At 68.1% G+C, this 17541-nt stretch carries 26 protein-coding genes and 1 tRNA gene; 8 read left to right on the top strand and 19 right to left on the bottom strand.

Going from position 1 to position 17541, the window contains the following annotated elements; all coding sequences use genetic code 11:
* Positions 1 to 17: 17 nt before the first annotated feature.
* The 10 genes from OG817_RS22150 to OG817_RS22105 form a co-directional block, all read right to left on the bottom strand.
* Complete coding sequence (locus tag OG817_RS22150) at positions 18 to 341, bottom strand: hypothetical protein (protein ID WP_406046575.1); 324 nt, start codon at positions 339 to 341, stop codon at positions 18 to 20.
* Positions 342 to 441: 100 nt separating this feature from the next.
* Positions 442 to 825 (bottom strand): hypothetical protein, encoded by a 384-nt coding sequence (locus tag OG817_RS22145; RefSeq protein WP_406046574.1) that lies wholly within the window; start codon positions 823 to 825, stop codon positions 442 to 444.
* Positions 825 to 1016, bottom strand: coding sequence for a hypothetical protein (locus tag OG817_RS22140; protein ID WP_406046573.1), 192 nt, complete (start codon positions 1014 to 1016; stop codon positions 825 to 827). Before OG817_RS22140 ends, OG817_RS22145 begins: the two co-directional genes overlap by 1 nt.
* A gap of 262 nt (positions 1017 to 1278) precedes the next feature.
* Positions 1279 to 1647, bottom strand: a complete 369-nt coding sequence (locus OG817_RS22135) for a hypothetical protein (RefSeq protein ID WP_406046572.1) — start codon at positions 1645 to 1647, stop codon at positions 1279 to 1281.
* Positions 1644 to 1958, bottom strand: a complete 315-nt coding sequence (locus OG817_RS22130) for a hypothetical protein (RefSeq protein ID WP_406046571.1) — start codon at positions 1956 to 1958, stop codon at positions 1644 to 1646. Before OG817_RS22130 ends, OG817_RS22135 begins: the two co-directional genes overlap by 4 nt.
* Positions 1955 to 2221, bottom strand: a complete 267-nt coding sequence (locus tag OG817_RS22125; RefSeq protein ID WP_406046570.1) for a hypothetical protein — start codon at positions 2219 to 2221, stop codon at positions 1955 to 1957. Before OG817_RS22125 ends, OG817_RS22130 begins: the two co-directional genes overlap by 4 nt.
* A 177-nt stretch (positions 2222 to 2398) precedes the next feature.
* Entirely contained in the window at positions 2399 to 2566 is a 168-nt protein-coding gene (locus OG817_RS22120; RefSeq protein ID WP_406046569.1) for a hypothetical protein, read from the bottom strand.
* On the bottom strand, positions 2563 to 2736 hold the full coding sequence (locus OG817_RS22115; protein ID WP_406046568.1) for a hypothetical protein: 174 nt from the start codon (positions 2734 to 2736) through the stop codon (positions 2563 to 2565). The genes OG817_RS22120 and OG817_RS22115 overlap by 4 nt, the downstream gene beginning before the upstream one ends.
* Positions 2736 to 3182: a hypothetical protein gene (locus tag OG817_RS22110; protein WP_406046567.1), complete on the bottom strand. Its 447-nt coding sequence runs from the start codon at positions 3180 to 3182 to the stop codon at positions 2736 to 2738. The genes OG817_RS22115 and OG817_RS22110 overlap by 1 nt, the downstream gene beginning before the upstream one ends.
* 90 nt (positions 3183 to 3272) lie before the next feature.
* On the bottom strand, positions 3273 to 3470 hold the full coding sequence (locus tag OG817_RS22105) for a helix-turn-helix transcriptional regulator (RefSeq protein WP_406046566.1): 198 nt from the start codon (positions 3468 to 3470) through the stop codon (positions 3273 to 3275).
* A gap of 148 nt (positions 3471 to 3618) precedes the next feature.
* Here OG817_RS22105 and OG817_RS22100 point away from each other — a divergent pair, with 148 nt between their 5' ends.
* On the top strand, positions 3619 to 3954 hold the full coding sequence (locus OG817_RS22100) for a helix-turn-helix domain-containing protein (RefSeq protein ID WP_406057477.1): 336 nt from the start codon (positions 3619 to 3621) through the stop codon (positions 3952 to 3954).
* On the opposite strand, the gene OG817_RS22095 is transcribed toward OG817_RS22100, so the two are convergent.
* The 5 genes from OG817_RS22095 to OG817_RS22075 form a co-directional block, all read right to left on the bottom strand.
* Positions 3916 to 3988: transfer RNA gene (locus OG817_RS22095), tRNA-Asn, on the bottom strand. The two genes, OG817_RS22100 and OG817_RS22095, sit on opposite strands and share 39 nt — an antisense overlap.
* 103 nt (positions 3989 to 4091) lie before the next feature.
* On the bottom strand, positions 4092 to 4631 hold the full coding sequence (locus OG817_RS22090) for a hypothetical protein (RefSeq protein WP_406046565.1): 540 nt from the start codon (positions 4629 to 4631) through the stop codon (positions 4092 to 4094).
* 59 nt (positions 4632 to 4690) lie between these two features.
* The gene (locus OG817_RS22085; RefSeq protein ID WP_406046564.1) at positions 4691 to 5575 is read right to left on the bottom strand and encodes an RNA polymerase sigma factor RpoD/SigA; all 885 of its coding nucleotides are present in this window, start codon (positions 5573 to 5575) and stop codon (positions 4691 to 4693) included.
* A gap of 198 nt (positions 5576 to 5773) precedes the next feature.
* On the bottom strand, positions 5774 to 6280 hold the full coding sequence (locus OG817_RS22080) for an SRPBCC family protein (protein ID WP_406046563.1): 507 nt from the start codon (positions 6278 to 6280) through the stop codon (positions 5774 to 5776).
* Complete coding sequence (locus OG817_RS22075; RefSeq protein ID WP_406046562.1) at positions 6277 to 6597, bottom strand: ArsR/SmtB family transcription factor; 321 nt, start codon at positions 6595 to 6597, stop codon at positions 6277 to 6279. The genes OG817_RS22080 and OG817_RS22075 overlap by 4 nt, the downstream gene beginning before the upstream one ends.
* Positions 6598 to 6699: 102 nt before the next feature.
* Between OG817_RS22075 and OG817_RS22070 the strand changes: the two genes are divergently transcribed.
* Together OG817_RS22070 and OG817_RS22065 are read left to right on the top strand one after the other, a co-directional pair.
* The gene (locus OG817_RS22070) at positions 6700 to 7569 is read left to right on the top strand and encodes an exodeoxyribonuclease III (protein ID WP_406046561.1); all 870 of its coding nucleotides are present in this window, start codon (positions 6700 to 6702) and stop codon (positions 7567 to 7569) included.
* Positions 7569 to 8690 (top strand): hypothetical protein, encoded by a 1122-nt coding sequence (locus tag OG817_RS22065; protein ID WP_406046560.1) that lies wholly within the window; start codon positions 7569 to 7571, stop codon positions 8688 to 8690. Before OG817_RS22070 ends, OG817_RS22065 begins: the two co-directional genes overlap by 1 nt.
* Here OG817_RS22065 and OG817_RS22060 read toward each other — a convergent pair.
* Positions 8683 to 9183, bottom strand: coding sequence for a mycothiol transferase (locus tag OG817_RS22060; RefSeq protein WP_396397500.1), 501 nt, complete (start codon positions 9181 to 9183; stop codon positions 8683 to 8685). The genes OG817_RS22065 and OG817_RS22060 overlap by 8 nt on opposite strands.
* Before the next feature lie 75 nt (positions 9184 to 9258).
* Between OG817_RS22060 and OG817_RS22055 the strand changes: the two genes are divergently transcribed.
* A complete protein-coding gene (locus OG817_RS22055; RefSeq protein WP_406046559.1) occupies positions 9259 to 10290 on the top strand; it encodes an aldo/keto reductase in 1032 nt (343 codons plus the stop codon).
* On the opposite strand, the gene OG817_RS22050 is transcribed toward OG817_RS22055, so the two are convergent.
* Positions 10271 to 10879 (bottom strand): hypothetical protein, encoded by a 609-nt coding sequence (locus OG817_RS22050; protein WP_406046558.1) that lies wholly within the window; start codon positions 10877 to 10879, stop codon positions 10271 to 10273. The two genes, OG817_RS22055 and OG817_RS22050, sit on opposite strands and share 20 nt — an antisense overlap.
* A gap of 26 nt (positions 10880 to 10905) precedes the next feature.
* Here OG817_RS22050 and OG817_RS22045 point away from each other — a divergent pair, with 26 nt between their 5' ends.
* Entirely contained in the window at positions 10906 to 11649 is a 744-nt protein-coding gene (locus tag OG817_RS22045) for a DUF5995 family protein (RefSeq protein WP_406046557.1), read from the top strand.
* Here the strand turns inward: OG817_RS22045 and OG817_RS22040 are convergent.
* Entirely contained in the window at positions 11646 to 12350 is a 705-nt protein-coding gene (locus tag OG817_RS22040) for a M50 family metallopeptidase (protein ID WP_406046556.1), read from the bottom strand. The two genes, OG817_RS22045 and OG817_RS22040, sit on opposite strands and share 4 nt — an antisense overlap.
* 138 nt (positions 12351 to 12488) lie before the next feature.
* On the opposite strand from OG817_RS22040, the gene OG817_RS22035 reads away from it, so the two are divergent.
* The 3 genes from OG817_RS22035 to OG817_RS22025 are packed head-to-tail and all read left to right on the top strand — an operon-like array spanning position 12489 to position 16270.
* Positions 12489 to 14564, top strand: coding sequence for a S41 family peptidase (locus tag OG817_RS22035; protein WP_406046555.1), 2076 nt, complete (start codon positions 12489 to 12491; stop codon positions 14562 to 14564).
* Between the two features lie 18 nt (positions 14565 to 14582).
* On the top strand, positions 14583 to 15821 hold the full coding sequence (locus tag OG817_RS22030) for an aconitase X (protein WP_406046554.1): 1239 nt from the start codon (positions 14583 to 14585) through the stop codon (positions 15819 to 15821).
* On the top strand, positions 15818 to 16270 hold the full coding sequence (locus OG817_RS22025) for an aconitase X swivel domain-containing protein (RefSeq protein WP_406046553.1): 453 nt from the start codon (positions 15818 to 15820) through the stop codon (positions 16268 to 16270). The genes OG817_RS22030 and OG817_RS22025 overlap by 4 nt, the downstream gene beginning before the upstream one ends.
* Here the strand turns inward: OG817_RS22025 and OG817_RS22020 are convergent.
* On the bottom strand, positions 16172 to 17371 hold the full coding sequence (locus OG817_RS22020) for an MFS transporter (protein ID WP_406046552.1): 1200 nt from the start codon (positions 17369 to 17371) through the stop codon (positions 16172 to 16174). The genes OG817_RS22025 and OG817_RS22020 overlap by 99 nt on opposite strands.
* Positions 17372 to 17541: the final 170 nt, after the last annotated feature.

The following is a 17541-nucleotide window of genomic DNA, read 5'->3' as shown; positions in this document are numbered from 1 at the left end:
CAGGTCTCCGGGGTCACTCAGAGTTGCGGACGACGGGTAGACACAATGCTTGCTGTAGGCAACAGACTGCCTTGCGTGGCTCCCTCGTCGGTGGCGTCTTTCCCTTCATCATCGGCCAGCAACTGTGCAGCGGTCAGGATCGCACGGTCTGCAAGCAGGCCGGTAACTACCGGCGTCAGGATCTCGGCGAGCTTCAGGGCTGGACCAGGCCGACGACCAGCGGTCAGCAGGGCCGCGAGCAAGGCGGCATCGATGCGGGCCGCGAGAGCGTCACGCAGGCCCGTTGTCCACACGTGAGCAGCGGGCACCTGTACGGGGTCGGGTCCATATATCTCCTCCATAGCTCCTCTTTGTCTCCTCTTCCTATATAGGGACCCGGCCGTTACGACCGAGTGTTGCCGGTCGTTACGACCGAGTGTTGCCGGTCGTTAGGACCGAGTGTCAACGTGTTGCCCTGTGGGAGTTATCCACAGTTCCGGGGTCCCTGTGGGGCGGGTTATCCACACTGTGGATAAGGCGCAACGGCCGCCAGAAGTCCAGGCCGTATTTCACCTGACGCCCGGGCGCCTTGGCCTGGACGATGCGGATTGCGTGGATATCCTCTAGCTGGCCGAGAACCTTGGTCACGCGGTCGCGTTGGGTCGCCTCCGACCCGGACAGGCCCAGCGCGCTGGCGATCGGCCGCCATCCCGCCTGATACCAGGGCTCAGCGTCGTTGTCCTTGGCCGTGTTGGCCATAATGAGCAGCGCAACGCGCGCAGCGTGATTGCGGCCGAGGTGAGGCAGCACGTTGACCGTGGCAGCCGCGACCAGAGACGCGCCCATCAGTGCGCAGCCTGACTGAGCTGGCCGCGTCCGAGCGGATCGCGGTACCAGCTCGGCGTCTGCTTGCGCGGCGGGTGCGCCAGGTAGTCGAGCAGGCGCGCACGCTCGGCCGCAGACAGGGCAGCAGCCTGCCACTGCGGGCACTGGCCGCAGTAGCAGACCGCGAGGCAGTAGCGGCCGAGCGCGGTCATCAGCTCTCCTCATTGGTCCGGGCCGCAGGCTGCCGCCTGCGCCGCGGCTTGACCGGGCATAGCGCCTTGTGTGGCATGTACCGGCGCATTCCTGGTTCGTGTGGCCGTTCGCGTGACTCCACCCAGCCCGACAGCCCGCCCTCGACCAGGCGGGCACACACAGTGCCGTCCGGGTCGGGAACGGGCTCACAGGGCATCGGAGTGCCGGTTACCAGGCTCACGAAGATGATCGGCCGGCCGCACCAGTTGCAGGGTTTCGCCTTCACTGCAAGGACTCCAGGCACTTCTGGCGGGCCGCCATCCACCGCAGGTAGCCGCCAGGCTGCCGACCCTGGAAAGCGTCCCACTGGCGGTACACGTCAGCGCGTAGGTGCTTGGGGACGCGCTTCCAGCACGCCGGGCACACCAGGTGTCGAGCGCTGCGCATGCCCTGGCACCCGGCGACCTCACACGGGAACGGTCGGAGCTTGGCGACGGTACGGGGCACGGTCGAGGTCCCTTCTACGGTTGGGTTGTAGGCCGTGTTCCGCTTGGCCGGGCCGAGGCACCAGGCCGAGGCCAGCAGCAGCGCGGCGAGGATGAGTGCGAGCAGAACGCCGCCGTTGATTGCTCCGAGCAACGTCCACATCATGGGTTGGTCACCGACGCGCAGCGGTCGCACATCTCGTCATCGGCCGGGACGCCGCAGACGCCGCACAGCGCGACCACAGCGAGCGTCTGACGTACCAGTTCGTTGTACTCCTCGGGCTTGGCCTGTGCGGCCAGGCCGCGGAGCACCCTCTCGACCAGGTGCTGGTCGAGCAGGCCGCCCGCTGCGTCTCCGAGGTAGGACACCGCCGAGCACATCGCGGCCTCACTGCGGCCGGGGTGCAGATCCGACGTGATCCGGCGTACACACGCCCTGATGGTCAGCGGGGACAGCTCGACTGCGTTGGTGGTCATGCGGATTCCTTTCCGTAGTGCTGTTGGGCGGCCTGACGGGTGGTGCCGAGGCCGCGGCCGATCTCGGCCCAGGACCGACCCCATTGGCCGCGTTGGATCGTCACCGCCTCGGTGATGGCGCGTTCCAGGTCCTCGCGCAGCGCCACCAGCTCGGCCAGCTCGACCTCATCGGCATTTCCGACGCGCTTGGCCGCCGTCCGCAGCAGGCGCCGAACCATCGCCAGGTACTCGGTTGTCTCGACTTCCCTGCGCCGCCTGGCCATGTCAAGGCCGCCTTGACACTGAATCGGCGGACTCGGCCTCGGCCGTCCTCCGCTTCCACAGGGCCAGGTGACGGGCGCACGTCGTCGCGTACAGGTCGCCGTCTTTCAGTACGGCGTAGGCCACCCGGGACCTGCACGATGCGCACGTCACGTCACGTGCCTGGTATCGAATGACGTTCATCGGTCGGCCACCACGGGCGGGCCGGGCACGGCGGCGGGCGGGTTGACGCCCGGGCAGTCCCCCTGCCCGGGCGTGCCGAGGATGGCCAGCGCGCCGAACCAGATACCGGCGACCGCAGCCATGATCAGGACCGACACCAGCGCGGCCTTGGCCCGGGCGCTCACTGGTCGGCCTCGGCGTGCGGGTTGCGGGCGGTCGTGTGGTCCTGGCCGCAGACCTTGCGGTCGTGCGCCATGCCACGCAGGCAGGTCGCCAGGTGGCACCCTCGGCCGTCGGCTAGCACCCGGTACACAAAGCACCGATGACCGCAGAACTGGCAGTACGCGCCCGCCATCAGGACAGCTCCTGCTCTGCCGCGTCGTCGTCATGCTCGGCCTGGTGGTCGAGGTAGGCGCCGTGCGACTCGATCGGGTCGGACGGGTCGACCGGGAACACCTGGCCGCAGTCGCCGCAGGTGTAGGACGCGGTTGCCGTGCCGCTCGCGTCCGCGGTCGTGTGCATGCCCGCCAGCTCGGGCAGCAGCACGGAAACGGCCGGCGCCAGCATCTCGCTGACCCGGGCGTCCTGCGCGGTCCGGTAACGGATCACCGCCGCCGAGGTCTGGTCGCGTATCGACATGAGCGCTCGCAACGCCGTATCGGCGGCGGCCACTGCGGCCGGGCCGGACCGGTGCACGTTCAGAGAGTTCGGCCCGGCCAGGTCGCGTGTGCACCACAGCTCAAGGGCTTTGCGCAGGTCCTCGACGGCCTCGGCCGCCTGTCTCACTAGTTCGTTGCTCACAGCAAGTGTCCTCCAGTTCCAGGGATTGGAACGGGGCACCCGGTCAAGGCGCGATGGGGGCAGCGCGGCTGACGTGACCGGGCGCCCCGGCTACTTGGCTCGCGCGGCGCCGCGGTCGAGGCAGAGTCGATTCACGTCCCGCGGGTCGAACAGCATCGCGCCATTGCGACCCGGCAGCTTGACCTTGGGTGTGATGTCACCGGACTTGACCAAACGGCTAAGGGTGCTCTTGTCGACGCCGAGCGTCTGGCACGCTTGAGCGCTGCCGATCAGGTTTGCGTTTGCCATGCACTGAGCATTGCACAGGGACCGTGCGTTGGCCAAGCAACCCGGACATGACAGAACGCGCGCGTTGCAAACGTTCGATCCAGCGCGACCGCAACGTTCGTTGGCAACGCGCGTTGCACTTGGGTAGTTGTGATGCAAGACTCAACGCATGAGTAACGCACCGGCCGAGGGCTATATCCCTCAGTTCGACCTCGCAGACCGCCTACGTAAGGCGCTGCGGGTCGCAGACGTGTCAGTCCAAGAGATTGCCGACTACCTCGGCGTCTCCCGCAACACTGTCGGCGCCTGGATCAACGGTCGTGTTGTGCCTCAAATGGCCTTCGTCCGGCTGTGGGCGATGCGAACCGGCGTCCCGTACGAATGGCTCAGCACAGGAGAAAGCCCGGACCAGGAGGGGCCCGGTCCGGGCGCTCAAGTGCCTAAAGCTAGGCGGTCACGCTCTGTGCTCCCGCGCCTGGACTCGAACCAGGAACCTGCCGGTTAACAGCCGGCTGCTCTGCCAATTGAGCTACGCGGGATCGGGATGGAACCTGTCCCCGAACCCCGAGGACCTGAGTAGGTTAGCAGGACGGGGCCGAACTACAAAAACGGGATTCGGCCTGCCCGGGCTTGCCTTCTGGGTCAGATTCCGAACTCGTCCCGGACCGACTTCAGGGCCTCTTCGGCGGCATCCAGTACGCCGGGTTGGTCCGGCTCCAAGCCCTTGTCCAGAACGAAGTTCCAGGTGACCGGGACGTCGGCGGTGGCCGGGTTGCGGCGGCCGATGATGCGTACGCCGCGCTTGCCCACGAGGGGGACGTGGCGCTGGATCACGATGCTCGCGTCGACCCGTTCGCGGAGCAGTTGCCCGAAGCGGCCTGGGTCGTCGACCTGGAGGTCGGTGGCGCGTAGTGGCGTACCGAAGGCGGTGGTCTCGTAGACATGCAGGACCGAGGCGTCGGAGTCCCAGCCGGCGCGCTCGATCTTCTCCCAGCCGACGCGACGGACGGACTCCGGCGAGTCGGTCGGCAGGTAGACGGCCGCGCGGGTGCCCGCGACCCATGTGCCGTTGGTCAGGCGGACGGCGGCCAGGATGTCTTCCTTGCCGACGGGTGAGTGCCGGGACGCGATGGACACCGCCTCGGTCAGCTCACGGGGCCAGGAACTACGCCTGAGTCTCACCTGCTCATCATCCCAGCCCCCACCAACCCAGCCCGCACCGCCCACGTCCACGAAGGCGTTCAGGCGGCGTAGTCGCGGAGATGGTGGTGGGCTCGGCGGCGCAGCTGGCGGAGGGCTTCTCGTTCGAGGACGCGGATCCGGTCCGGAGGGAGGCTGAGTTGGGTGGCGGTTTCCTCGATGGTGCTCGGGATATGGCCTCTCAGCCCATAGCGGTGATGGAGAACGGCTTGATGCAGATCGTCAAGGAACTCCAGGTGGTAGGCGATGTCCCGGCGCAGGCCGGCGTGCAGTACGACGGACTCGTCGTCGATCACGGGTTCGGAGTCGTCCAGATCGAGGGTCTCCGGATGGATCCGCCACGCCTGGGCGCGTTCCACCCGAGCCACCGACAGACCGGTCTCCGTTGCGAGCTCCCGAGTGGTGGGATCGCGGCCGAGCGTCTGCGTGAGCTCATGCCGGATCGATGCCAGCCGGCCGGAGTCGGTATACGCCTGGGCAGGCATCCGCACCAGTCGTGATCGGTCGGAGATCGCCCGGCCGATCGCCTGGCGGATCCACCAGATCGCGTACGTCGAGAAGCGGTGGCCGAGGCGGTGGTCGAACCGCTCGACCGCCCGCATCAGCCCGATGTTCCCTTCCTGAATCAGGTCGAGCAGCGAGATGCCTTTCCCGGTGTACCGCCGGGCCAGCGACACGACCAGCCGCAGGTTGCACTCGATCATCCGCCGCCACGACTGCTTGCCGAGCGCGACCACCTGCTGCAGGTCGGCCGGATCGTGCCGGCCGTGCTCGCCGGCCAGCCGCTCCGCCGCGAGTAGCCCGGCCTCGATCCAGTACGAGAGCTCCTTCACCTCTTCCAGAGTCAGTAGTTCGTGGTTCCCGATGTCGCGCAGGTAGGCGACCAGTGCGGTCCGGTCAGCCGGCTCGCAGTCCAGTTCAGCCATCCGTTCCCCTCTCTCCTGCCAAGAGCTCCTGCCAAGAGCTGCTGCCCAAGAGCTCCTGCCCAAGAGAGTGCCGCGATTTCGCCGCGCTGAACGGATCAACTTTCCGTCGGTGGATAACTACCGGGCGTCACAACCCCCGCCTGTGGATGACGGCGGCCCCACCCAAGCAAGCGCCGTATGATGCCTGCCAAAGGGAGTTCAGGACCAAGCCGGGTACGACGCCGCCACCTCGGCGTACCGGTCGGACCAGTTGGGCAACTCGGCCCCGGCCAGTTGCGCGTCGAGCCGATCGAAGAAGGCGTGCGTCCCAGGCATGAAGCCGCGCGCGTTGGTGACGGACAGCCCGGTGTGGGTGAAGATCAGCAGGGTCCCGTCGCCGTCCACGGACAGTTCGTACCGCACGACACTGTCCTCGACGATGCGCTGGTGCCACTCGTGTTCGAACACATGCGGCGGATCCCAGACGAGGATGCGCCCGGTGAGGCGCTTGGCGTCGGGCGCGGCCGGCGGCTCGTCCGGCATCATCTCGATGATGCCGCCGGTGCGCCCGTCGATCACGGTCTCGCCGAACCAAGCCTTGCGCTCGAGCGGATCGGTCAGCGCGGCCCACACAGCGTCGATCGGATATGGCAGATGACGCCGGAACGTCATCGTGGTGCGGTCGCCGTCGATGATCAGGTCGCCGTGGTGGTCCTGCGTGGTCATTCGGTGGGCTCCTTCTGGTTTCGGGCCAAGTGGTTCTCGAGGGCGCCGAGGTGGCGCGGCCAGTACCTGCGGTAGCGGCTGATCCAGTTCTCGATCTCGATCAGGCGGTCGGCGCACAGCGCGTAGATCCGGCGCTGGCCGTCCGGCCGGACCTCGACCAGTCCGACCTCGCGGAGGATCCGCAGATGCCTGGAGACCGCGGGCTGAGTGAGCTTGTGCAGGTGCGCGACCAACTCACCGGCCGGCCGCTCGCGTTCGGACAGCAGGTCCAGCAGTTCTCGCCGGCTCGGCTCGGCGATCGCCTCGAAGACGTCCATGCCCAGAAATATTACAAGAAGCGTATATACACTTCAAGTGATATGTCCGACCGCGCAACTAACGGGCTGAAATGGTCCGTCCTGAGGTCTACCGTTGGCCGGGTGCGAGTGGCTACCTGGAACGTGAACTCGGTCAAGCAGCGGTTGCCCCGGTTACTGGGGTGGCTGGACGAACGGCAACCGGATGTGGTGTGCCTGCAGGAGACGAAACTGGCGAACGACGCGTTCACCTCGTTGCTCGGTGACGAGCTGGCCGGCCGCGGCTACGAGACAGCCCTGTACGGCGAGGTGCAGTGGAACGGCGTAGCCCTGCTCTCGAAGGTCGGCCTGGAGGATGTGGTGACCGGCGTCGCCGGTGCGCCAGGCTTCCCCGATCCCGAGGCCCGCGCGGTCGCGGCGACCTGTGGTGGCATCCGGATCCACTCGCTCTACGTGCCGAACGGGCGCACTCCGGACTCCGATCATTACCACTACAAGCTCGCCTGGCTGGCTGCTCTGCGCGAGGTGATCGCCGCCGGACCGGCCGACCAGATCGTCTGTGGTGACATGAACATCGCCCCGACCGACGCCGACGTGTTCGACCCAGCGGCGTACGTCGGGCAGACCCACGTGACGCCACCGGAGCGACTGGCGCTGACGGACCTGATGAGCGCCAAAGACCTGCACGATGTCGTCCGCGATCGCTGGCCGGACAACCGCGTCTTCAGCTACTGGGACTACCGCGCCGGCATGTTCCACCAGGACCTCGGCATGCGGATCGACCTGATGCTCGCGACCGATCCGGTCGCCGACCGGGTGAAGGCAGCGTGGATCGATCGCAAGGCGCGCAAGGGCACCGGTCCGAGCGACCACGCGCCGGTGATCATCGACCTGGACGTCGCGCCCGATGGCGATATCGGCCCGGTCGTGCCACCGCCGTCCGCGCCGCGGACCGGCCGCAAGTCCACCACCAAGCTTCCCCAGAACCGCTGATGCGTCGCCTGGTCGCGGCCATCGCGCTGATGGCAGTCCTCGCCGCGTGCAGCGGGGAGAAGAAGCAACCACCGGCAGCGCCCGCGGTGGCCTGGTCGAAGGTCGACGTCGGCGCGGAGCCCGTCGCCCTCCGGGCGTACGGCGACCAGCTGCTGATCGGCCTGCGGAATCGCGGAGCCGAGGTCGTCCCGGGTCTCGTCCTCCTCGACCAGGGGAAACAGACAAAGATCGCGATCAAGCCGAACCCGGCGAGCCCGTACGCCTACGAAGCGGTCTGGTACTCGATCGCCTACGACGGGAAGCAACTCCTCGCACTGGGAGGCGCATCGGGTGGTGCGCATTCGAACACCCGCTGGACCGTCTGGACAGGCTCGGTCGCCGGTGGCCTGATCGAGCGCCCGCAGGTGTTCTGGACCTTCGGCGGGCAGGACGCGGGCGATCTGTTCTCGGCCGTCATCACCTCCTCCGGCGGCCGGGCCCTGCTCGGTTCCTGGGGCGGGGTCGAGACCGGCAACGACGCGACCGTCTGGCTGCCGCAGGGCGACGCCAAGTGGAATCGGCTGAGCTCGGCGAAGACCGCCCTGCAGAGTACGCCGTCCCTCCTCGTCGGGCCGGGCTTCGGGACGACGCTCGGCAAGAGCGTCGTGTTCGTCGGCTCCCAGGTGCGGCTCGCGCCGAACGTGGTCGCGCAGGAGGCAGCGGTCTGGCGATCGGCCGACCTGAATCAGGGCTGGACCCGGATCGTCCTGCCGGATCCCGGCAACCGCAGTCAGGCCAACACCGCGACCTGCAGCAAGGACTGCGTGATCTCCGGCTACGTGGACGGGAAGCTGGCGATCTGGCGGCTCGGCGCCGACGGTACGGCGCAACGGCTCCAGGGTGTGCCGTCGATCCCGGTCGGCGACAAGGACAAACTGCCGCCGCCGATCGTCGACGGTGACAAGGTCGTCCAGATCGTTGCTCAGGACAACAAGGTGAAGGTGGTCACCGGGACCGGCGGCAGCTGGACGGTCCAGGAGTCGAGCGGTCCGCAGGGCCTGGTGACCGACGCAGCGGTCACCCAGGATCACAAGGTCTATCTCATCGCCGGTACGGCGTTGTGGGAGACCACGCTCAGCTGAGCAGCCCCCGGACGTACGCCGCCTGACCGATGTGCTCGAGGTCGTCGCCGATCACGCTCACCAGCCGCACGCCCATCGTCACCGGCGGCGTCCAGTTCCGGTCGACGATCTTGTCGAGATCGTCGTCGGTGACGAGCCGCAGGAACTCCAGCGTCCGCGCGTGCACGGCGTCGTAGTACCCGGCCAGCAGCTCGGCCGACAGTTGCACCTGGCCGACCTGCTCGGAGGTGTGCCCGTAGCCGGTGTCGGCGGGATCGAACGGCAGCCCGAGGCGCTCGTGCCACCCGTCCGCGGTCAGGACCTGCTCGTATCCACCGACGCCGGCGAGGTGGTCGTCCTGGATCCGGGTCAGGTGCCAGACCAGCCAGGCGATCGAGTTGGCCGTGTCGCCCGGCCGGGTCGCGAGAGTCTTCTCGTCCAGCCCGTCGACCACCGCGTGCACTTCCTCCTGGATCCGGCTGTACGCGTCGATCAGCAGTTCTCTTGTGTTCATGGACAGCCACCGTAGTACCCACTCCCGACAGTTCTAAGGTGGGTCGCAGCAAGTCCGGACAAATGAGGAGCAACCGTGGAATACCGCACTCTGGGCGCCAGTGGAGCGATCGTCTCGACCTACGCGCTCGGCACCATGACGTTCGGCAACGAGACCGACGAGGCCGGCGCGCACGCGCAGCTGGACCGGTATGTCGCCGCCGGCGGCAACTTCATCGACACCGCGGACGTCTACACCGGCGGTGTCTCGGAGGAGATCGTCGGCAGCTGGCTGGCGAAGAGCAGCGCCCGGGACGACGTGGTGGTCGCCTCCAAGGGCCGGTTCCCGACCGGCGACACCCCGAACGACGTCGGCACCTCCCGCCGGCACCTGCGTCGCGCGCTCGACGCCTCCCTGAACCGGCTCGGCGTCGACCACATCGACCTGTACCAGTTGCACGCCTGGGACCCGGTCACCCCGCTCGACGAGACGCTCGGTTTCCTCGAGGACGCCGTACGCGCGGGCAAGATCGGGTACGCCGGACTGTCCAACTTCACCGGGTGGCAGCTGCAGAAGGCCTGCGACCTGATCGACCGCCGGGGCTGGTCGCGACTCGTCACGCTGCAGCCGCAGTACAACCTGCTGGTGCGGGAGATCGAGTGGGAGATCGTCCCAGCCGCGCAGGAGAACGGGCTCGGCCTGCTGCCGTGGTCGCCGCTCGGCGGTGGCTGGCTGACCGGGAAGTACTCGTTCGACGAGGAGCCGACCGGCGCGACCCGCCTCGGCGAGAACCCGGACCGCGGTGTCGAGTCGTGGCGCCGGCGCAGCACCAACCAGCGCGTCCGCGACGTGGTCGACGCGGTTCGCGACATCGCGACCGCTCGTGGAAATTCGATGGCGCAGGTCGCCCTCGCCTGGCTGGTCGACCGGCCCGCCGTCACCTCGGTGATCCTCGGTGCCCGCACGATCGAGCAGCTCGACGACAACCTGGCCGCGGCCGACCTGCACCTGACCGCGGAGGAGACCGAGAAGCTCAACCAGGCCAGCGATCCGGGCGCGGCGGATTACCCCTACGGCGGTCCGGGCGTCGCGCAGCGGGGTCGTCCGATCACGGGTGGGCGCGCCTGAACGGCGATCGCTCCACAGCCTTGCGGAGAGCGGCGTACGACGCGACCAGCGCGCGCCGCTCTGCCGCGAGGAGCGGGTCGTCGCGGTCGCATCCTGCCCGGACCCATCGATCGGACAGGTTCATTGCCTCGACACGGTGCGCGGCCGCGGGCCGGACCGCCTCCGGATCGGCGTCGTACGCGTAGGAATAGAGGTCGACCAGAGCGGCCTCCAGTTGGTCGGCGGTGACCGATTCGTCGTGCTGCTGCGCGCGATGGATGCGCCACCACTCGACCTCCAGCCGGGCCGCCCGTGCCGGGTCGAGCGGCAACTCGCCGTCCTGGGCGACGAGATCGTAGAAGCGGCGCATGTACGCGCAGGCCGCGTCCGGCTGGTTGTCGGGGTACGGTGCCCATAACTGGTTGGCGCGCAGTACGTACCACGCTCCGGCCAGGGTCCGGCGGGGTGACATACCGAACGCGGCGGCGACCATCCCGACGGAGGCGCTGAGGAAACTCCGCCACTCATGGCGGTAGTACGCGGCCCAGGCGTCGGTCTCGCGATTGCCGACAACCACTGGGTCGAAGGACCGTGGACCTGTCGCAGGCATGACCCCCTCCTCCACAGGAGACCCCGATGAACGATGGTAGTCCCGTGGTTGGCATCGTCGCCCGGATGCAGCAGCGGCTGGACGAGCTGCCGGACGACCTGGCCCACCGCCGGATCTTCCTGAGCACATACCTTCGCACCACCCGAGCCGTTGGTGACGCCATCGATCTGGCGCGCTTCGAAGACCCGTCCTGGGTCGAGGACTGGGATGTGAAGTTCGCCGAGCTGTACCTGGATGCGCACGATGCCGCCTTGACGCCAGGCGCTCGAGTATCGCGCCCGTGGCGGCTGGCCTTCGACGCGCCCGCCGACATCCCAGCGCTGCGTCACGTCCTGCTCGGCATCAACGCGCACGTCAACTACGACCTCCCGCAGGCCCTCCTCGCGGTAATCAGCGACGCCGACTTCACCGATCCGTACCTCATGGAGCGACGGCGCCGCGACCATGAACGGATCGACGGTGTATTGGCCCAACGCGTCAGCGCGGAGGACGACGAGCTCGGTGGTGCGCGGAGTCTGCTCGATCAGGTGCTGACACCGCTCAACCGGCTGTCCTCGCGGCGGTTCCTGCGTGAGTCCCGTCAGAAGGTCTGGCACAACACCGTCGAGCTGCAGCACGCACGCAAGCAAGGACCAGACGCCTACGCGACCCGTCTGGCGGAGCTCGAACTGCTCAGCGCTGCCAAGATCGCCGACCTGCTACGTCCCGGACAAGTCCTGCTGCGTCTGGCCGTCACCGGCTTCGGTGTGACGCTGCCACCACCGGTCTAGCCCGGCAGTACGCCGGACCACACCACTCCGAGCGCCAGACATCCCAACGTCACCAGACCGAACACGCCGACCCACATCAGCGCCGGTACGCCGGTCAGCCGTCGCAGCTGATCCGCATCGGAGCTACGGCCTTGCCCGTAGCGGCGGGAGTGCTGCAACTCGAGTACGGCGCGAGGCGCGGCCAGCAGCAGGAACCAGGTCAGCAGATAGGCGAAGGCGGACTGGACCGACGGTGAGCCCCACCATGAGATGCCGAAGACAAGGGCGCCGAAGACAACGACCGACCAGAGGCCGTAAAGGTTGCGGATCTGCAGCAGCAGAATCAGCAACGCGACCAGGAGTCCCCAGAGCATCGCAACGGCGTACCCGCGGCTCAGGACGAAGGCAGCGGCGAGGCCGAAGAGGGCCGGTCCGGGGTAACCGGCCAGCAGTACGGCGATCATGCCCGGACCGGTCGGGTGGCCGCGTGACACGGTGACTCCGGAGGTGTCGGAGTGCAGTCTGATCCCGGACAGCTTCCGTCCGACCAGTGCGGCGATCAGTCCGTGCGCACCTTCGTGCGCGATCGTCACGACCTGGCGCGTCGACCGCCACAGCGGCCGGAAGCCGATCAGCACCAGTGCGACGACACCGGTCCCGATCACCAGTCGCAGCGACGGATCGGGCTGCGCCGACGTGATGCTGTCCCAGAACTCAGTCACCCGCCCATCCTTGCAGCACAGTGGTCAACTCCCGGCCGGGCGGGACGTTGACATCGCCAGTTGCGCGGACGACGGTTGAGGGATCGCGGCCCGGGGAGGGGCCGCCGCATTGGGGGCGACATGTCACAGCCACGCAGCATGAAGGCCACGGGGAAGAAGGCGGCGGCGAAGAAGACCGCCGCACGCAAGAGCAGCGCCCGGCAGGAGCCGGCGAAGACTGCGACGGGGGCGAAGCGGGCCGCCCGTGCCTCCGTCGCGAAGAGGACCCGGGCAGCTGCGAGTTCCAGCAGGACACAACGCACCGCGACCACTGTCGCCGCGCAGGCGGCCGCCGTACCGCTGCCGGACTTCCTCGGTTCGGCCGGCACGTTGACCCTCGCGCAGCGCACACAGCTGGTCGAGCAGGCGTTACTGCTGCTGGAGCAGAACTACGTGCATCTGCCGCTCAAGGTCGCGATGCACGCGGTGAATCCGTTGCAGCGGTTGCGAGTGATGCGGGCGCGGATGGAACGGCAGACCGCGGCCACGATGGGACCGGAGTGGATCTTCCACCGGGAGATGTCGAGCATCTTCCACTCGGTCCGCGACCTGCACACCAACTACCTGCTGCCGGTCCCGTTCGCCGGCAAGATCGCGTATCTGCCGTTCATGATCGAGAAGTGCTACGACGGGGCCGACGTCGAGCACTACCTCATCACCCGGACGGTGACCGGATACTCGGCCCCGCAGTTCGGGCCGGGCGCCGAGGTGACGCACTGGAACGGTACGCCGATCGCCCGCGCGGTCGCGCTGAACGGCGCCCAGTTCGCCGGCAGCAACGACGCGGCCAACCTCGCCCGCGGTCTGGAGTCCCTGACCCTGCGGCCGCTGGTGATCCAGTCGCCGCCGGACGAGGACTGGGTGACGCTGTCGTACGTCGGTCTGGACGGCTCGGCGCAGGAGTTGCGCGAGCAGTGGAAGGTCACCACCAACCTGCCGCCGATGACGGACCTGGACGCGATCAGCGAGATGTCGGCCTCGATGGGGCTGGACCTGGATTCCGACGAGAAGGCCCGGGCGAAGAAGGCGCTCTACGTCCGCGATGTGGTCGAGCTGGAAGGCGGTCAGAGTTCGGCCGAACTGCGGACACCGGCGGCCGTCACCGGCGCCGATCTGCCGACCACGATGCCGGGCGTCTTCCGCGCCCGCGAGGTGGTCACGTCGTCCGGAACGTTCGGGCACGTGCGGATCTTCACGTTCAGCGTGCAGGACCCGGTCGCGTTCCGGAACGAGTTCGTCCGGCTCGCCGCCGCGCTGCCGCAGAACGGCCTGATCGTGGACGTCCGCGACAACGGCGGCGGGCACATCTTCGCCAGCGAGTTCACCCTGCAGACGATGACGCCGCGGCGGATCGCGCCGGAGCCGGTGCAGTTCATCAGTACGCCGGTCAACCTCAAGATCTGCCGCCGGCACAAGGACAATCCGCTCGGCATCGATCTCGGTCCGTGGTTCGACTCGCTCGACCTGGCCACCGAGACGGGCGCCGCGTACTCGGCCGCGAAGCCGATCACGCCCGAGGACGGGGCGAACGACATCGGCCAGACGTACCACGGCCCGGTGGTGCTGGTCACCGACGCGCGGGTGTACTCGGCGACCGACATCTTCGCCGCCGGGTTCGCCGACCACGAGATCGGCCCGATCCTCGGCGTCGACGACAACACCGGTGCCGGCGGCGCGAACGTGTGGACCCACGGCCTGCTCGCCGCGTTGCTCAACGAACCACCCCCACCGGACGAGACCTCGCCGTACATCGCCCTGCCCAACGGTGCGAACCTGCGGGTCGCGATCCGCCGGACGTTGCGGGTGGGTGCGCTGTCGGGTACGCCGGTCGAGGACCTCGGGGTCAAACCGACGGTGGTGCACAAGATGACCGAGGCGGATCTGCTCGAAGGCAACGTCGACCTGCTGAACAAGGCCGGTTCGTTGCTCGCGGCGCTGCCGCACCGGCGTCTCGACGTGAAGACGACCTTCAGCGGTACGACGCTCACGGTCGCCCTGGAGGTGGACGAGCTGGACCGCGTCGATCTGTACCTCGACGATCGCCCGATCAGCTCCGAGGATCTGACCGGCCCGGAGCTCAGCATCGACATCCTGGAGGTCACCCACGGCCAGCTCCTGCGGGCCGACGGATACCAAGCCGGTGCTCTGGTCGCCTCCCGCCGGACGAAGGTCTGAACGCTGTAGTTTCAACGCATGCAGACGCTGCGCCTGACCGCCGAGGAAGAAGGAATGCTCGGTGGTCAGGACGGTGACGGCGTGGCGCTCGCGATGCGCGTGATCGTGAGCCTGGCCCGGATCGCGGACGCGCCGCGGCTGGTCGAAATCACCTCCGCGCACGTCGACTCGTGCCTGTACCACGGCCAGGTCAGCCTGGACTTCGCCCATCGCCTGGTCGACCTCGGCGCGAAGGTCCGCGTCCCGACCACACTGAACGTCGGCTCGATGGACCTCATCCATCCGGAACTGGTTCGTGACCGCGACCTCGCGGCGTCCGGTCGAGAGCTCATGTCGGCGTACGTCGCCCTCGGGTGCACACCGACGTTCACCTGTGCGCCGTACCAGCTGCCGAACCGGCCCGGACTCGGCGAGCACGTCGCGTGGGCGGAGTCGAACGCGATCGTGTTCGCCAACTCCGTCCTCGGTGCCCGGACCGATCGGTACGGCGACTTCCTCGACATCTGCGCTGCGATCACCGGACGGGCGCCGTACTCCGGGCTGCAAACGACTGAGGCGCGGCGGGGGACCGTGACGTTCGACTGCCGTCCGTTGGGTGATCGGTTTCTGCGGTCCGAGCTCGCGTATCCGTTGCTCGGGCATCATGTCGGGTCGGTCGTCGGCGGCGAGATCCCTGTGCTGGTCGGGATTCCGGCGTCTGCGGGCGAGGATGAGCTGAAGGCGTTCGGTGCGGCCGCCGCGTCGGCCGGGGGAGTGGCGCTGTTCCATGCGGTCGGGGTGACTCCGGAGGCTCCGACTCTCGATGAGGCGCTCGAGCTGCCGGTGCGCGAGATCGATCTCGACATGATGCGGCAGACGCGGCGAATGTTGTCGACCTTCTCGTCAGGTGAACTCGATGCGGTCAGCGTCGGCACACCGCACGCGTCGTACGCCGAGTGTGCCCGGCTCGCTGAGTTGCTGACGGACGGGCCTCCGTTGAAGATCGCGTTCTATCTGTCGACCGGTCGTGCGACGCGGGCGCTGGCCGAGGAGAGCGGCGTACTGCGGACGCTCGAGGCTGCTGGAGTCACGGTCGTTGTGGACACCTGCACCTACGTGACGGCGATCCTGTCGCCGGCGTGGAAGAACGTGATGACGAACTCTGGCAAGTGGGCGCACTACGCGCCGGGCAACATCAACGTGTCCGCCGTCCTCGGTTCGCTGGAGGAATGCGTGGCGTCCGCCCGCGCCGGTCGCGTGATGCTGGAAGACGCATGATCACGGCTCGCACACTCAATCCCGGCATCGCGACAGGTGAGGTGATCCGCCTGACAGCACCCCTGTCCTTCTGGGGCGGCACCGACGAGAACGGTCGCATCATCGACGCACACCATCCCCAGTGCGGCGTCGTACTGGCCGGCCGCGTCCTGGTGATGGAGTCGGGTCGCGGCTCGAGCTCCGCCTCCAGCGTCCTCGCCGAACAGATCCGCGCTCACACCGCACCGGCCGCCATCATCCTCGCCCGCCCCGACACGATCATCGCCCTCGGCGCCCTGATAGCCCACGAACTCTACGACCTCACCACCCCCGTAGTCGTCGTCGACGGGCCGCTTCCCGTCAGTGGCCGCCTACGGGTGGACGCCGGCCCGACCGGCGCCACGATCAGCCCGCTCATGCATGAGTACGGCGGTTGCGGTGAAGAGGAGTGCGCAGGCGGTGAGGGCTAGGGGGAGGGTGGTGAGGCGGGCGATGGTGGCGATGGCTAGGCCGCAGGTGATCTCACCGAGGTATTTGAGTTGGGCGAGGAATGAGTGGGTGGTGGCGCGGATGTCGGCGGTGGTGCGGGCGTTGACCCAGACCGTGCCGATCACCTGGGTCAGCGGTTTGACCATGCCGGAGATCAGTACGACGGCGATCGCGCCGGCGACCGGATCGCGGGCGAACGCGAGCAGGAGCGTGCCGAGTACCGCGCCTGCAGCCGCGAGGGCGTAGTCGTTGCGGGCGTGGGCGCCGTCGATGCGATGGCCGGCCAGGCGCAGGGTGAGCGCGCCGACGAGCAGCCCGGCAACGCCGAGGCCGGTGAACCAGATGGTTGGGTCTGGGTCGGTGGGTAGGCCGAGATCGATCAGCTGGACCTGGAACAGCCGTCCGACCGACCATGCGCCGTTCACGAGGAAGGTCGCCGCGAAGATCAGGCGGATCGCGCGACGGCGCCGTACGAGAGTGACGCCGCGCCGGAAGATGGTCCAGGACGCCGACCAGCGGGCGGTCCGCACCGGCACGAAGTGGTGCTCGGTGAACCTCAGCGCGACGTAGAGTGCCAGCGAGAGCATCGCAGCGCCGGCGATGACGATGGTCAGATCGCGGCGGGTCGCCCAGGCGAGCAGACCGAGCACGATCAGACCGGTTGCGGCCCCGGTCAGCTGTGCCCGGGCGGCGTGGGCGAGTACGGCGGTGATCCGGTCCGGCTGGTCGAGCTCGTCGGTGATCCAGGCGACGTCGGATCCACTCGCGAACGTCCACGAGATGCCCCAGAGCACCTGCGTCGCGAGGAGCGCGGGGAACGAGTCGACGAGCCCGGTGGTGACCATCGCCGTACCCATCAGGACCTGCGAGATCACCAGTGACCACTTGCGGCTGATGGTGTCGGCGACCACGCCGGCCGGCACCTCGCAGACCACCGCGAACCCACTCTGCGCCGCGCCGATCAGCACGAGCTGGGCCGGGGAGAGGCCGGCGTCCACGACCAGGTAGACGCTCGTGACCAGCCACCACCCGTTGTGCAGCACGGCCCGCAGCCAGGTCCAGCGGAGGAAGACCGTCACCATGCCCGCAGCGTCTCCCGCCCGATCGCGCGGGTCTAACGGATTTCTCCCACGGATGTGAGTTGGTTCATATCCTTCGCAACTATAAGCAAGTTGCGATAATTTGGAACAGTGGCGAAGCGCGGCCGATGCGGCCGGGATCACAGTCGAAAACGAATGACCGTTCTTGATTT

This window comes from Kribbella sp. NBC_00889 (genome assembly GCF_045207705.1).
GTDB lineage: Bacteria > Actinomycetota > Actinomycetes > Propionibacteriales > Kribbellaceae > Kribbella.
The sequence above is the reverse complement of the archived record's forward strand: the minus strand, read 5'-3'. Positions and strand labels throughout refer to the sequence as shown.

Coding starts and splice junctions, on each gene's coding strand:
- OG817_RS22150 (WP_406046575.1), bottom strand. CDS start 341: ATGGAGGAGATATATGGACCCGACCCCGTACAGGTGCCCGCTGCTCAC.
- OG817_RS22145 (WP_406046574.1), bottom strand. CDS start 825: ATGGGCGCGTCTCTGGTCGCGGCTGCCACGGTCAACGTGCTGCCTCAC.
- OG817_RS22140 (WP_406046573.1), bottom strand. CDS start 1,016: ATGACCGCGCTCGGCCGCTACTGCCTCGCGGTCTGCTACTGCGGCCAG.
- OG817_RS22135 (WP_406046572.1), bottom strand. CDS start 1,647: ATGATGTGGACGTTGCTCGGAGCAATCAACGGCGGCGTTCTGCTCGCA.
- OG817_RS22130 (WP_406046571.1), bottom strand. CDS start 1,958: ATGACCACCAACGCAGTCGAGCTGTCCCCGCTGACCATCAGGGCGTGT.
- OG817_RS22125 (WP_406046570.1), bottom strand. CDS start 2,221: ATGGCCAGGCGGCGCAGGGAAGTCGAGACAACCGAGTACCTGGCGATG.
- OG817_RS22115 (WP_406046568.1), bottom strand. CDS start 2,736: ATGGCGGGCGCGTACTGCCAGTTCTGCGGTCATCGGTGCTTTGTGTAC.
- OG817_RS22105 (WP_406046566.1), bottom strand. CDS start 3,470: ATGGCAAACGCAAACCTGATCGGCAGCGCTCAAGCGTGCCAGACGCTC.
- OG817_RS22100 (WP_406057477.1), top strand. CDS start 3,619: ATGAGTAACGCACCGGCCGAGGGCTATATCCCTCAGTTCGACCTCGCA.
- OG817_RS22085 (WP_406046564.1), bottom strand. CDS start 5,575: ATGGCTGAACTGGACTGCGAGCCGGCTGACCGGACCGCACTGGTCGCC.
- OG817_RS22080 (WP_406046563.1), bottom strand. CDS start 6,280: ATGACCACGCAGGACCACCACGGCGACCTGATCATCGACGGCGACCGC.
- OG817_RS22075 (WP_406046562.1), bottom strand. CDS start 6,597: ATGGACGTCTTCGAGGCGATCGCCGAGCCGAGCCGGCGAGAACTGCTG.
- OG817_RS22065 (WP_406046560.1), top strand. CDS start 7,569: ATGCGTCGCCTGGTCGCGGCCATCGCGCTGATGGCAGTCCTCGCCGCG.
- OG817_RS22060 (WP_396397500.1), bottom strand. CDS start 9,183: ATGAACACAAGAGAACTGCTGATCGACGCGTACAGCCGGATCCAGGAG.
- OG817_RS22050 (WP_406046558.1), bottom strand. CDS start 10,879: ATGCCTGCGACAGGTCCACGGTCCTTCGACCCAGTGGTTGTCGGCAAT.
- OG817_RS22045 (WP_406046557.1), top strand. CDS start 10,906: ATGAACGATGGTAGTCCCGTGGTTGGCATCGTCGCCCGGATGCAGCAG.
- OG817_RS22035 (WP_406046555.1), top strand. CDS start 12,489: ATGAAGGCCACGGGGAAGAAGGCGGCGGCGAAGAAGACCGCCGCACGC.
- OG817_RS22030 (WP_406046554.1), top strand. CDS start 14,583: ATGCAGACGCTGCGCCTGACCGCCGAGGAAGAAGGAATGCTCGGTGGT.
- OG817_RS22025 (WP_406046553.1), top strand. CDS start 15,818: ATGATCACGGCTCGCACACTCAATCCCGGCATCGCGACAGGTGAGGTG.
- OG817_RS22020 (WP_406046552.1), bottom strand. CDS start 17,371: ATGGTGACGGTCTTCCTCCGCTGGACCTGGCTGCGGGCCGTGCTGCAC.